Origin of the sequence: Streptosporangium sp. G11, from assembly GCF_051192615.1 — a bacterium.
GTDB lineage: Bacteria > Actinomycetota > Actinomycetes > Streptosporangiales > Streptosporangiaceae > Streptosporangium.
The window spans coordinates 84,096-97,702 of the sequence record NZ_JBPJUQ010000038.1; the positions used below are offsets into that span (position 1 = coordinate 84,096).

At 72.2% G+C, this 13,607-nt stretch carries 10 protein-coding genes; 5 read left to right on the top strand and 5 right to left on the bottom strand.

What is annotated here, in order from left to right:
- The first annotated feature begins 24 nt into the window (after window positions 1–24).
- Together ACSDR0_RS29610 and ACSDR0_RS29615 are read left to right on the top strand one after the other, a co-directional pair.
- Complete coding sequence (locus ACSDR0_RS29610) at window positions 25–3,312, top strand: BTAD domain-containing putative transcriptional regulator (protein WP_435292187.1); 3,288 nt, start codon at window positions 25–27, stop codon at window positions 3,310–3,312.
- Between the two features lie 248 nt (window positions 3,313–3,560).
- The gene (locus ACSDR0_RS29615; RefSeq protein ID WP_435292188.1) at window positions 3,561–4,211 is read left to right on the top strand and encodes a hemerythrin domain-containing protein; all 651 of its coding nucleotides are present in this window, start codon (window positions 3,561–3,563) and stop codon (window positions 4,209–4,211) included.
- Between the two features lie 173 nt (window positions 4,212–4,384).
- On the opposite strand, the gene ACSDR0_RS29620 is transcribed toward ACSDR0_RS29615, so the two are convergent.
- Window positions 4,385–4,978 carry a TetR family transcriptional regulator gene (locus tag ACSDR0_RS29620; RefSeq protein WP_435292189.1) on the bottom strand — a complete coding sequence of 198 codons (594 nt, stop codon included), beginning with the start codon at window positions 4,976–4,978 and terminating at the stop codon, window positions 4,385–4,387.
- Window positions 4,979–5,108: 130 nt separating this feature from the next.
- Here ACSDR0_RS29620 and ACSDR0_RS29625 point away from each other — a divergent pair, with 130 nt between their 5' ends.
- On the top strand, window positions 5,109–6,038 hold the full coding sequence (locus tag ACSDR0_RS29625; protein WP_435292190.1) for an SDR family oxidoreductase: 930 nt from the start codon (window positions 5,109–5,111) through the stop codon (window positions 6,036–6,038).
- A 101-nt stretch (window positions 6,039–6,139) separates the two neighbouring features.
- Here ACSDR0_RS29625 and ACSDR0_RS29630 read toward each other — a convergent pair whose 3' ends face one another.
- Window positions 6,140–7,558: a hypothetical protein gene (locus tag ACSDR0_RS29630; RefSeq protein ID WP_435292191.1), complete on the bottom strand. Its 1,419-nt coding sequence runs from the start codon at window positions 7,556–7,558 to the stop codon at window positions 6,140–6,142.
- 193 nt (window positions 7,559–7,751) lie between these two features.
- Between ACSDR0_RS29630 and ACSDR0_RS29635 the strand changes: the two genes are divergently transcribed.
- Together ACSDR0_RS29635 and ACSDR0_RS29640 are read left to right on the top strand one after the other, a co-directional pair.
- Window positions 7,752–8,225 (top strand): glycine-rich domain-containing protein, encoded by a 474-nt coding sequence (locus tag ACSDR0_RS29635; RefSeq protein ID WP_435292192.1) that lies wholly within the window; start codon window positions 7,752–7,754, stop codon window positions 8,223–8,225.
- 100 nt (window positions 8,226–8,325) lie between these two features.
- Window positions 8,326–9,072: a phosphotransferase family protein gene (locus ACSDR0_RS29640; RefSeq protein ID WP_435292199.1), complete on the top strand. Its 747-nt coding sequence runs from the start codon at window positions 8,326–8,328 to the stop codon at window positions 9,070–9,072.
- Between the two features lie 420 nt (window positions 9,073–9,492).
- On the opposite strand, the gene efeB is transcribed toward ACSDR0_RS29640, so the two are convergent.
- From efeB to efeU, 3 genes are read right to left on the bottom strand one after another with little or no spacing between them, the layout of a single operon-like run.
- Complete coding sequence (efeB, locus tag ACSDR0_RS29645; protein WP_435292193.1) at window positions 9,493–10,746, bottom strand: iron uptake transporter deferrochelatase/peroxidase subunit; 1,254 nt, start codon at window positions 10,744–10,746, stop codon at window positions 9,493–9,495.
- A gap of 35 nt (window positions 10,747–10,781) precedes the next feature.
- Window positions 10,782–11,936, bottom strand: coding sequence for an iron uptake system protein EfeO (efeO, locus tag ACSDR0_RS29650; protein WP_435292194.1), 1,155 nt, complete (start codon window positions 11,934–11,936; stop codon window positions 10,782–10,784).
- 21 nt (window positions 11,937–11,957) lie between these two features.
- Window positions 11,958–12,872 (bottom strand): iron uptake transporter permease EfeU, encoded by a 915-nt coding sequence (gene efeU, locus ACSDR0_RS29655; RefSeq protein ID WP_435292195.1) that lies wholly within the window; start codon window positions 12,870–12,872, stop codon window positions 11,958–11,960.
- Between the last annotated feature and the right edge of the window lie 735 nt (window positions 12,873–13,607).

Consider the following 13,607-nt stretch of genomic DNA (forward strand, 5'->3'; position numbering starts at 1 on the left):
CCCGCGCGATGACATAATCCCGGCGTGGCGGTCATCTTCCGTGTTCTCGGACAGCTCGAAGCGTACGTCAACGGAGAGCCGGTCGATCTGGGCGGGCCGCGCCCTCGCCTGCTGCTCGCCCGGTTGATCTTCGCGCGAGGCGCCACGGTGCCGGTGGACGTGCTCCTCGACACCCTGTACGGCGAGGACCAGCCCGCCCGCGCGCTGGGAACGCTGCACAGCTACGTCTCCAACCTCCGCCGGATCCTCGAACCCGGCCGGGCGCCGCGCACGCCGTCCACCGTGCTGCTGAACCGCCCGCCAGGGTACGCGCTCGGAGCGCACGAGGTGGACGCCGAGACGTTCACCCGCCTGGCCGAGACCGGTGCCTACGACGAGGCGCTGCGGCTGTGGCGCGGGACGCCGTACGAGGAGTTCGAGGACGCCGACTGGCTGCGCCCGGAGATCGAGCGGCTGCGGGAGGCGCACCTCTCGGCGAGGGAACGGCACCTGGCGCGCCTGCTCGACGAGGGGCGTCCCCACGTCGTGGGCGAGCTCGAAGCGCTCGTGCGGGCCAGCCCGCTGCGGGAGGGACTGTGGGAGTTGCTCGCCCTCGCGCTGTACCGGCTCGGGCGGCAGGCCGAGGCGCTGAAGGCGCTCCGCTCGGCGCGGGCGCACCTGGCCGAGGAGCTCGGCCTCGACCCCGGGCCCGGACTCCAGCGCCTGGAGGCGGCGATCCTCGCGCAGGATCCCGCCCTGACCCCCGCACCGGTCCCCGTCTCCCCCGGCCCGCCGGCCGTACCGGCACCTCCCGCCGCCGTCGCCCCCACCCCCGCGCGGCGGCTGGTCGTGGGCAGGGCGGGCCAGCTCGAACGTCTCCACGACCTGGCCGGGGAGGTCGAGCGCGGCCGTCCCGGCATCGCCGTCATCTCCGGCGAGCCGGGCATCGGCAAGACGTGGCTGGCCGAGGCGTTCGCGAACGACCGGTCGGCGGCGGGGTGGCGGGTGGCCTGGGGGCGCTGCCACGAGACCTCCGGCGCCCCCGCGCTGTGGCCGTGGCGGCAGGTGGTCCAGTCGCTGGCCGCCGAGGTCCCGCCCGGGGACGCGGCGGGCTCGCTGCGCGTCCTGCTCGGGGAGGGCGGGCCCGGCGAGGCCGCCGAACGGCCGGCCGAGGCCGGGGAGGCCAGGTTCCGGCTGCACCGGGCCACGGCGGCCTACCTCGGCCTGGCGACACGCGACCGGCCCGTGCTCGTGGTGATCGACGACCTGCAGTGGGCGGACTCCGCGTCGCTCGGCCTGCTGTCCGACCTGGCGATCCTGCTCAGGGACGGGGTCGCCGTCGTCATCACGATGCGCTCGGGCGAGGGTTCGGCGGAGATGTACGACGCGCTGGGCATGCTGAGCCGCCACAACGCGCTCCGGCTGCCGCTCGCGGGGCTGGAGCCCGACGCCGTGGCGGAACTCGCGGGGGCCACCGGGCCGGCCGGGCTCGGCGATCCCGGCGACCCCGGTGGGCCGGAGAAGCTCGCGGCGCTGACCGAGCGCACGCGCGGGAACCCGCTGTTCATCCGGGAGACGCTGCGCCTGGCCGAGGACATCGGCATCGGGCGGGCACTGAAGGCCGTCCCCGAAGGGCTGGCCGACGTGCTGCGCCAGCGCCTCGTCCGCCTGCCCGCCGCCCACCGAGCCGTCATCGAGGCCGTGGCCGTGGTCGGCGACGGCACCGACCCGCTCGTCATCGCCGAGATCGCCGGCGACGACACGGCCGAGGCCCTGGACACGGCCACCGACCTGCGGCTGCTGTCCGGAGACGGGCGCTTCACGCACGACCTCGTCCGCGAGACCGTGTACGGGGACATCCCGGCCCGGCGCCGGGCCGGGCTCCATCTGGCCGCGCTGCGCGCCCTCGAACGCCGTCCAGGGCCCAACCTCGCCGCGCTCGCCCGGCACGCCCTGGCCGCCGGGCCGGGCGCAGGCGCCGACGCGGTGCGCTGGGCGTCCGCCACGGCCGCGCAGGCGTCCGGGCGGCTGGCCTACTCGGACGCCGCCCGGTGGTGGCGGCGGGCCACCGACGCCCACGGCCGCCTGCCGGGCGCCGACCCGGCCGAACACGTCGAGATCCTGCTCAGTCTCATCCGAGCTCATCTGGACGCCGGTGACGGGTACGGGGCCCGGGAGGCGCGGGCGGAGGCCGTACGCGCCTCGGACGGTCCCGGCGATCCGCTGCTCACGGCCAGGGCGCTCACCAGCCTGGAGGCGCCCCAGCTGTGGAAGTTCCACAGCTACGGCGACATGGATCTCCAGATCGTGCAGCGCATCGAGGAGACGCTGGCGGCGCTGCCGGAAGAGGACTCGGTGCTGCGGTGCCGCCTGCTCGGCTGCCTCGGCATGGAACGCTACGACTCCACCGGTGATCCCCGGTGCGACGCGGCGACCGGTGAGGCCCTCGCCATGGCCCGCCGCCTGATCGCCCGGGGAGAGGCCGGCACGCGGCTGCTGGCGATCACGCTCAACGCGCGCTACCAGGGCGTCCACCTGCCCGAACACCTGGGCGAGCTCGACGCCATCGGCGAGGAGCTCATCGGCCTCGGCATGCCGGGATTCGAGCTGCTCGGGTGGCTGATCCTGGAACGTACCAGGCTGGAGTTCTTCGACGTGGCGGGCGCCGACCAGGCCGGCGAGCGGGCCCGCACGCTCATCGACCGGCTCGACCTGCCGTGGCCGAGGTTCCAGCACCTGATCTGGGCGGCCTCCCGCCGCCTCGTCGACGGCGACCTCGCCGGCGCCGACGCCCGGTACGCGCTCGCCGCCGAGGCCGGGGAGCAGCTCAACAACTGGCACACCCACGTCGCGCTCTCCACGGTCATCATGGCCCGGCACCTGCACCCCGGCGACGTCGCCGCGGCGCGCAAGGAGATCGAGGAGCTGATCGAGGCGTTCGTCTTCCCGTCCCATCGGCAGATGTTCCAGGTGCTCGTCGCCGATTCGCGGGGCGACGCCGCGGCCGTCCGCGAGCTGACCCGCGACGGCTGGCAGACCCTGCCCCGGGACTTCCTCGAGCTCCCGACCCTATGCGTGAGCGGCCTCAGCCAGCTCGCCGCCGGTGACCGCGCCGCCTGCGACCGCACCTACGCACGACTGCTTCCGTACGAGGACAGGCTGGCGATCGGCGCGGCGACGTTCCCCGCCGGCCCGGTGGGATACTTCCTCGGGCTCATCGCCGCGGACCCCGGCGCCGCGCGGGCCCATCTGGACGCGACGGCCGAGCGCTGCGAGCGCGCGGGCCTCACCTGGTGGGCGTCACGCGCCCGAGCGGCGCGCGCGGCCCGCTGACCCGCGAACCCGGTGTTCGCTCCCGTCGGCCGGGACGAACGCCGGTCAGCGGGCGGCATGACGAACCCCGACACGGACCGAGGCGAACACCGGTCACCGAGAGGCGCGACGAACCTCGCCGCGGGCAGGGACGAACGCCGGTCACCGGGACCCTGACGCCAGCGGGAGCGGTGAACGCCGGGGCGCGGAGCAGCCGGCGGCAAGTGCGCCTTGAGTGGCCGTGAAGACGGCGCGCGCATGGTGGGGACATGACAACCCCGACGAACCTCATCCGGCGCCGTCCCGGCGATCCCGCCCCCGACCTCGTGGTCTTCCTCGCCTTCCACGCCAGCCTGCGCCGCGACTTCGCCCGTCTGGCCGCCGCGCTGGACGGGTGCCCTCCGCACGACGCGAGACGGCGAGCCCTGATCGACGAGCACACCGCGTTCATGCTTCGCGCCCTTCACCACCACCACACCGGCGAGGACGAGGACATCTGGCCGCTGCTCCGCGCGCTGGTCCCCGAGGCCGGCCCCGTCCTGGACCGGCTGGAGGCCGACCACCAGGAGATGGACACCGTCATCGACAGGCTGTCGGCGCCGGGACGCCCCGCGGCGGACCAGGCCGGCGACCTGCGGCGGCTGCACGAACTGCTGGACGCCCACCTCGCGCTGGAGGAGTCGGAGGTCGTACCGCTGATCGCCGAGCACGTGGGCCCGGCGTGGTGGGATGAGGCGGGCAGGAAGGTCACCAAGGGCCACGGGCGCGACCTCCCGATGGTCGCGGCGTGGACGCTGGACGCCGCCGATCCCGGGGCCCGCGAGCACATCCTCGCGACCGCCCCTTTGATCATGCGGGTCCTCTACCGGCTGTCCTGGCGCCGCGCCTACGAGCGCCGCGTCGACCAGATCTTCGGTTGACCCCCGTCCGGTTCCTCGGTGCGGTCTCTCTCCCGGTGTGGTCGCTCCGTGTCGCGAAGGCGTGGAGCTTTGACATCTCCGGTCGCGGCGGTCCGGCGGGCACGGCGTCGAAGACCGGCTCGCCGGACGCCACGGCCGGAGAAGATCTGGCCGGGCCGACCGGGCATCGCGGGTCAGGTGCCCGCGGTCACCGCCTTGAGCCCCGCGAACGACTCTCCGATGAACTGAGACAAGTCCTTCTGCCCGGCCTGATCAGCCTGCCCGGTCTGCTCAGCCTGCTCTGTCCAGCGCCGGAACGCGATCTTGAAGACGGCGATGCCCGCCTCCGCGGCAAGGCTCGCGGAGTCGTCGTCGACACCGCGCCGCCGCAACGCTTCGGCGAGCGCGGCCGACAGCGAGGCGAGTTTGATCAGCTCGCGTTCCTGCAGCTCGACGTTGGCGGCGATGACGGCCTGGCGCCGGTGGGCATGCTCCTGGCGTTCCTGCAGCACGGCCGCGGCAGCCCGGAGGGCGGCCGCCACGGCTTCCATCGGGGGGGCGGGCTCGGGAGCACGGGCGACCGTGCCCACGAGAAGCTCCTGCAGCGCGCTCGAACCCGCGAACAGCACTTCGCGCTTGTCCGCGTAGTGCCGGAAGAACGTCCGCTCCGTCAGCCCCGCCCGCTCGGCGATCTCCGCCACCGAGGTCCGTTCGAAGCCGCGCTCAAGGTAGAGATCCAGCGCCGCCTGTTCGAGCCGGCCGCGCGCGTTCGGCTCCCATCTCCCCATGTCCGGCATCGTACCTGATGACAGCGACTGACATCAGCTGCTACCGTGTGATGACAGTGACTGACATCGCTCGGTCGTCCGGCGCGCGTCCTCCGCGCGAGGACGACCGGCCTACGCTGGAGGCCTGCTCATGCGCGTTTTCGTCACCGGGGCATCCGGTTGGATCGGCTCCGCACTCGTGCCCGAACTCATGGGCGCGGGTCACCAGGTCGTCGGGCTCGCCCGCTCGGACGCCTCGTCCGCCGCCCTCACCAGGGCCGGGGCCGAGGTGGTCCACGGCACGCTCGACGACCTCGACGTCCTGCGCGACGCGGCCGCCGCGTCGGACGGGGTGGTCCATCTCGCGTTCAAGCACGAGATCGCCTTCACGGGAGGCTTCCAGAGCGCCGCCGACGCGGACCGCCGCGCCGTCGAGACGTTCGGGGAGGCGCTCGCCGGTTCCGCCCGGCCGTTCGTGCTCGCCTCCGGGCTGCTCGGACTCGCCCCGGGCCGGGTGAGCGTCGAAGAGGACGGACGCACCCCCGACGCGTTGCCCGCACCCCCGACCAGCGGCCCGCAGACCCGGATGGGCACCGCGAACCTGGCCCTCACCCTCGCCGACCGGGACATCCGCTCGTCCGTCGTACGGCTCCCGCCGACCGTGCACGGCGAGGGCGACCACGGGTTCATGGCGGCCCTGGTCGGCATCGCCCGCGACAAGGGCGTCTCCGGCTACGTCGGCGACGGCTCCCAGCGCTGGCCGGCCGCGCACCGCATCGACGTTGCGCACCTGTTCCGGCTCGCCCTGGAGAGCGCACCGGCCGGATCGGTCCTGCACGCGACCGCCGACCAGGGCGTGCCGATCCGCTCGATCGCCGAGGTCATCGGCCGCCACCTCAACCTGCGGACCCGCTCCGTCTCCGCCGACGACGCGGCCGAGCACTTCGCCTGGCTGGCGGGCTTGCTCGCCCTCGACAGCCCCGCCTCCAGCGAGCTGACCCGCGAACTGCTGGAGTGGCGACCGACCCAGCCGGGCCTGGTCGAGGACCTGGAGAAGGGCCACTACTTCCGGGAGCGGTAGAGCTGGTTCGCCGTCTGCGGGTAGAGCCCGCGCAGGATCTGCTGTGGCGGGTGAGACGGCTCGTGATCAGCTCCGGCTCTGGTGCGGGAAGCCGGGGCTGATCACGCGGTGACGCCTCGGCCGTGGACGTCGATGGGTGGCGGAAGCGTCCGTAGCCGCTCGCGGAAATCCCTCACCGTGGCGATATCCGTGTCGCCCAGCGTGGCCGCCACCCGCAGCAGGCGCTCGCGGGACGTGGACCTCAACCGATCGACCGGGACCCGCTCCAGCACATCAAGGGCCCGCGCAGCAGCATCCCCCGGACGCTTCTCCGCTTCCGCCTGTGCCAGCACCAGCGTGGCCGCCGCCCATCCTGGCGTGTACGGCACGCACCCCGCTGTCGACGCCTCAGCGCGTCCTATGGCCCGGTCGGTGCGTCCCAGGGCGAGCCACGACTCCGCCTCATGGAGGTCGAGCTCGGCCGCGTCGAAGCCGAACCGTCCCGGCGCGCCACCGGCAGGGTCTGCGGCAAGGGTGGTGGTCGCCTCGCTGAGTGCGCGTTCGGCATCGGCTACCTCGCCGAGCTGGGCCAGTGTGGGCAGCACCGCCCAACCCAACAGTTGAGCCCGCACCAGCGGGCTGGTGGCGCGCTCCAGCCCAGCCTGCGCGTGGGCCAGGGCGGCAGGAAGGTCGTGGCAGGCGCGGGCCAGCATGCTTTGCGCCCCGAGCGTCCACGCCATCAGCCGGGTATCACCGGCGCGTTCCCCAAGTGATGCGGCAATGGCGAGGTGGGCGCGAGCGCCGCTGTGGTCAGCAAGGTGAAACGCCAGGTTGCCGAGCAGGGCAGACAGCCAGCCGGCCGCGCGGCGCAGATCAACACCCGTCGCACCGTCAGCGGGGGAGGCCAGCGCCTCGGCGAGGAGGCCACGGGCGGCGTGTACCTCGTCAAACAGCAGGCTCGGCGCGTGGCGAGAGTAGTTGAGGGCGTAGTGCTCGACGGCCGCCTCGGCGAGCTCCACCACCACCGAGCCACCGTGCGGCGCATCCAGCAGGGCCAGGCGTAGCGACTCTCGGACGGCGGGCAGTCCACTGGCTGTGGTCATCACATCTCCTGGCAGCAGGACCGGCGCCCACCCGGGATGGGCCTTTGATGGACCGTATCTCTGCCCCCCGTATCCGCACACGCACCGTGGCCGCAACCCGAGCTGATCCAGGTGCGCCCCGTAGGCGCGGGCCAGCATCGTCGCGTACTCCGGGCCAGGCCGGTCCGGTCCGTGCTCGAAGCGGCACAGCATCGCCTCCGACAAAGCCGGCGGTTTCAGGCCGTCAGCGAGGTAGAGGTCGGCGATCTGCGTGACGGTCTGGGCGCGGGACCAGCCCAATGCCAGCCGCCACGCCTCCAGCGGCGATACCTCCGGGAAGGTGCCGCGCATGGCGGTGACGATCCGCTCAGGCGGGAACCCGTCGCGCTGCCCGCGCATGCGGAGGGCTGCCGCCTCCCGTTGGATCTGTGCACGCCTTGACCTGGTGATCTGCCCCATCGGGTGACCTCCGCATGTCGAGCACGCCGACAGACGCACCGTAACCGAGCAGACACTTACCGTGCAGGACATGGTGGCGTGATTGACCCTTCATCCTCAATGACCAGCACCCAGCCCAGCAATGACGTGGGCCTCGGCAGCGGCGACCGTGAGAGAGCAAGCCAACCGGCACCACCGACTGGGAAGGCCCAAGATGACCATCACCGCCGAACGCCCCACTCTCACCACCCCCCGCGCCCTGGTCGCGCCGGAGCTGTTCGATCGGCTCACCGCGCGGATCGCCGTCGACCACCCCGAGCACGCCCACCAGGCCGACGTCATCATGGAGCAGGCGCTCGCGTTCCTCGCCACCTGTGCCGCCAACCCCGGCGTCGGCCTCGGCCCGTCCGACACCGCCGACATCGGCTGGCACACGTTCCTGATGTACACGCGGGAGTACGCCGAGTTCTGCCAGCGGGTCGCGGGCCGGTTCATCCACCATGCCCCCGACGACATCCCCGGCGAACCCGGGACCAGCGGCAGGCTCGCAACTACGATTGAAACGATGGAGGCGGCCGGCTACCGGGTCGACCCGGTCGTGTGGCCGACCTCGGCCGACTGCGGCAACGACAAGTGCAACCAATGTTACGCGGGGTGCGCCGATTCACCGAAGAAGGCACTGGGCTGACCTGCCCGAACCTGCCCGAGCGGCCGTCGAAGAGCAGACTGGCCCGGTCGTCGACATCCGGTCGGCCGAGGTCGGTCTGACCTCTGGACTCGCCGCACACATCACCACCGAGGGGGCCGTCTTCTTCGTGAAGGCGGCTCCCGCCGCGGCGCCGGTCGCCGGGCACCTGCTGCGCGAGCGCACCGCCAACCAGGCACTCCCCGCGGGAATCCCCGCGCCGCGCCTGCTGTGGGCCGCCGACGTGGCCGACTGGCACCTGCTGCTCTTCGAGCACGCGCCCGGCCGGGAGGCGGACCTGGCACCCGGCTCCCCGCACGTCCCCGCCGTGGTGGACGCGGTTGCCGCCATCTCCGCCCCATGCCCGTGGCCGGACGCGCCCTCGATCACTGGCAAGGTCACCGCACTGCTCCGACAGGCCGAGGCGCTCATGGCGGAGTCTCCGGCTGAGCACGCCCGCTACGGGCCGCTCGTCAAGGCGCTCGACCTGAACGAGTTGGACGGGACGGCGTTGCTGCACGCGGACCTGCACGCGGGCAACCTGCTCGTCGACGGCGACCGGTGCCAGGTCGTCGACTGGTCGATGGCCTGCCAGGGCGCCCCCTGGGTCGATATGGTGTTCCTCGTCCCGCGGCTGATCGACGCCGGGCACACGCCCGCTGAGGCTGAGGACGTCGCCGCCTGGGTGCCCGCCTGGACTTCAGCGCCCAGGGACGCGGTGACCACGCTGGCTGCCACCCGTGCCTTGTTCGCCGCCCGCATGGCCGAGGTCGGGCCGGCGCCCCTGCAAGCGAAACGGCTGCGGACCGCCGCGGCGTGCCGGGCGTGGGTGGAGTACCGCACCAGCTGATCGGTGTGCATTTCGCCATCTCGGGTCAGACGAACGTGATCTCCAATGGCAAGCGTGTCCCCGTCTCTCGTACGAAACGGCTCATGCGGCTCCTCACCCCTGCGCCGAACGCGACCGGTGTACCGGTCTTGGGGATCAGCGGGCTTTCCGGCGCGGGGAAGGCGACCCTTGCGGCGCACGCCGCGCACCTGTTGCGGTCCCTGTTTCCCGATGGCCGGTTTTTCGTACGGTCGGCAGGCAGATCCGGCAACGCCCCGGATATCGGGGAGATGCCGGCCGAACTCCTCGGATCGCCCGGTGTTGCCGCCCAGGACCTTCCGGCGTCCACTGCCGGCCGGGCCGGGCCGCTGCGGTCGGTACTGGCCGGCCGCCGCGTACCGGTGACGGCTCCCACCCGGACGACGCGGAGACCGGGAGAACTCAGGAGAACAGGGCGCGGCCCCAGTAGTCGCCCGCGTCGCGCACGCCCGGCGGGCAGGCGAACAGGCCGCTGGAGACGTGTTTGATGTACTCGTTGAGGGAGTCCTTTCCCGCCAGGGACCTCTGCACGGTGACGAACTGCCGGTGGGGGTCGCGCTGGTAGGCGATGAAGAACAGCCCGGCGTCCAGGCGACCCAGCCCGTCGGAGCCGTCCACGTAGTTGTAGCCGCGCCGCAGCAGGCGCGCGCCGCCGTTGTGGGAGGGGTGCGCCAGCCGCACGTGCGCGTCGTCCTTGATCAGGGCTTCCCCGTCGGGGCCCTTGGCGTCGAAGTCGATCACGTCGAACTCGGCCTTCCTCCCCAGCGGGGCCCCCTCCCCCTTGTCGCGGCCGAAGATCTGCTCCTGCTCGGCCAGCGGCGCCCGGTCCCACGTCTCGACCATCATCCGGATCTTGCGGGTGACCAGGTAGCTGCCCCCGGTCATCCAGTCGGAGCCGTCGCCCGGCCCCACCCAGAGCTGCTCCCTCAGCAGCGCCACGTCCTCCAGCTTGAGGTTGGAGGTGCCGTCCTTGAAACCCATCAGGTTGCGCGGTGTCGCCTGCGAGCGCGAGGTGGACGACGTACGGCCGAAGCCGAGCTGGGACCAGCGCACCGAGACCCGGCCGAAGCCGATGCGCGCCAGGTTGCGGATGGCGTGCACCGCCACCTGCGGGTCGTGCGCGCACGCCTGCACGCACAGGTCGCCGCCGGAGATCTCCGGCAGCAGCGCGTCACCGGGCAGGTGCGGCAGGTCGGCCAGCGCGGCCGGCCTGCGCGAGGCCAGGCCGAACCGGTCGTCGAACAGCGACCCGCCGAAGCCGACGGTCAGCGTCAGCCCGGAGGCGGGCAGGCCGAGGGCCTCGCCGGTGTCGTCGGGTGGCGCCTCGGGCTGGCCGCCGATCGCGCCGAACGTGCCCGCCTCCCGGCCCTGCGTCATGCGGGCCGCGGCGGCGGTCCACTCCTGCAGCAGCTCGGCCAGCTCCGCCTTCTTGCCGGTCGTCACGTCGAAGGAGACGAAGTGCAGCCGGTCCTGCGCCGGGGTGACGATGCCCGCCTGGTGCTCGCCGTAGAAGGGGACGGCGTCGGAGGCGGAGGCGACCCGGGCGGGGGCGGGCTCGCCGCCCGTCCCGCGCACCGCGATGGCGCCCGCGCCGGCGACCGCCACGCCCGCGGCGCCCATCCCGAACAGCTTCCTGCGGCTGATCCGCTCGCTCATCGAACCTCTCCCCTACGGTTACGGCGTGCCATCGACTACTTGGCCACCACTGCGGCGATCTTGCTGATCGGCTCGGCGAGCGCGTTGATCGCGTCCGACAGCTTCTTGAGGTCGTCCTTGGACAGCTCGGTGTGCAGCTTCCAGCCGTCGCCCTTCTGGTGGACGCCGAGCGCGGCCTCGGCTCCGGCGAACTTCTCGTCCAGCGTCTTCACCAGGTCGGGGGCGCGCTCCTCGAGGACGGGGCGGAGCGCCTGGACCGCGGCCTTCGAGCCCTGCAGGTTGGCGTCGAAGTCCCACAGGTCGGTGTGCGAGTAGCGGTCCTCCTCGCCGGTGATCTTTCCGGAGGCGACCTCGTCGAGCAGGCCCTTGGCACCGTTGGCGAGCAGCACGGGCGACAGCTCGGCCGCGTTGGACTGTTCCACGATGGTCTTGATGTCGGCCATCAGCTTGTCGGCGACCGGCCCGTCCTTACTGACGTCCTTGGTGACCCAGAGATCCTTCTCGATCTTGTGGAAGCCGGTCCACTCCTCGCCCTCGGCCACGTCGTTCTCGCGGGCGTCGATGGCCGGGTCGAGGTCGCCGAAGATCTCCGCGACCGGCTCGATCCGCTCCCAGTAGGTGCGGGAGACGGGGAAGAGCTCCTTGGCCTTGTCGATGTCCTCGGCCTTGACCGCGTCGACGAACTCCTGCGTCTTGGTCAGCAGCGTGTCGCTCTGCGACTTGATGTAGCGCTTGTAGCCGGCGGTCGCCGCGGAGAGCTGGGCGTCGTCGCTGAGCGGCTTGTGCTCGCCGGTGACCTTGAGCGGGCCGCGGACGCCCTTGCCGACCATGCCGGGCTTGCAGGCGGTCTCGTAGCTGCCGGCCGGCAACTCCACGATCACCTCGCGGGTCAGGCCGGGCACGATGTTCTCCACCTCGCCCATGACCCGGTCACCGGCGGCGTAGACGTAGAACTCGGTCACCTTGGTGCCGCCGTTGGTGATCGAGAACGTCGAGGTGCCCGCGGGCACCTCGGTGACGGCGACCTTGCACTCGGTGTCGGTGGCGGCCACCGCGACGGGACCGCCCTTGGCCGGGGCGGCGGACGCTCCCGCGCCCGAGCCCGCGGTGGACGCGGTGGGCTCGGAGGAGCAGGCGGTGAGGGCGGCGAGCGCGAGAGCGCCCGCGGCGATGGCAAGGGAAGTGCGCATGGTCGTCCTGTTCAAGCGGTTTCAGCCCGCGGGCTGCGGGTCGGTCGAGGAGGTCTGGGGATCCGCGGACCTCGAGGAGGTCCGGGGGTCCGGGGACGTCGAGGAGGCGGTGGCCGAGGGGGCCGAAGGGGCCGAGCGGCCTCGTCGCGGCCGCAGGAAGAGGACGAGCGTCGGCACCACGTAGGCGACCCACGCCACCGTCTCCAGCACGCTCGGCTGCGGGGTGATGTTGAACATCCCGGACAGCAGGGCGCCGTACCAGGAGTCGGCGGGCAGCACGCCGCTGATGTCGAAGGCGTAGGCGGACAGGCCCGGCAGGACACCGGCCTCCTGCAGGTCGTGCACGCCGTACTTGAAGATGCCCGCGGCGACCAGGATCAGCAGCAGGCCCGTCCAGGTGAAGAACGTGGTCAGGTTGATCCGCATCGCGCTGCGGTAGATGGCCCAGCCCAGCGCGACCGCGGTGAGCAGGCCCAGGCTGATCCCGATCAGCGGGACGGCTGTGGTGGTGGCTCCCTGCACGGAGGCGAAGAACAGCAGCGCGGTCTCCAGGCCCTCACGTGCCACGGCGAGGAAGGCCATCACGACCACCGCGGTCGCACCGACCTCCAGGGCCTGGCTCAGCCTGGCGCGCAACTCGCCGGAGAGGGTACGGGAGGCGCGCCGCATCCAGAAGATCATCCAGGTGACGAACGCGGTGGCGAGCAGCGAGGTGATCGCCTCGAACAGCTCCTGCTGCCGGTATTCCAGGTGGGCGACGGTGAAGGTGAGCAGCGCGCCGAACGCGACCGACAGGACGAGGGCGGCGCCGACCCCGGCCCACACGAGGGGCAGCCGGTCGCGCCGGTCACTCTTGACGAGGAGCGCGACGAGCACGGAGACGACGAGGGTGGCCTCCAGGCCTTCGCGTAGTCCGATGAGGTAGCTGGCGAACACCGTCACTCCATAGCTGGAAAGCCTTACCTAAATTAGGGCAGGGCAACCTTACTCTCCGCAAGGGGGCGAACTCCTACAGGGGGTAGGGGTCTGAGCAGGGACGATGATCATGGCGGGCGGGCGGCTCGCGTGTTCCACCGGCGGGCCGCGCCACGAAGTCCCCTGGCGAGAGGATTCCCCCTCGGAGGGCGGGTGACACCGCGGTCCGGCGCGGCGCCCGGCCGTCAGGCTCCCGCGTCGACAGAAATAGATCCGATGATTTGGAATCGTCGCGCGACCAGCAAAGGGCACCACATTGACATGGACCGATCCATTGTCGCCCCCGAGCTGGCGTTTTCCGAAAAGCGGTTACCGTCTTTTTTCGGCCCATCTCTTAAGTGTTGCGTTTAGGTGTCAGATCCTGCCAGGATGACCGCAAGCGGTCCGATGTTAAACGGCGATGACATATACCGCTTCGCGTCCTGTGGTGGCGTTCCGTCGGACGAGAACCGGCCCGGAGAGGGCCATGGAGCTCTCCCTCGTGACGCGGCGTTCGCTCATCGTCGGCCGGCCACGCCCGGCTCCGATCCCGATGGCGACGACCGCCGATCGAACGTCCGGCTCCGGCGGCCCCACCTCCCCGCGGACGTGCGCACGCACGAACAGTCCGCCCTACCCGAAGGAGTTCACGTGGCCGTCTCGCGTCGGAGGTTCATGACCTCCGTGGTGTCCGGGTCCGCTCTCGCCGCGGTGTCG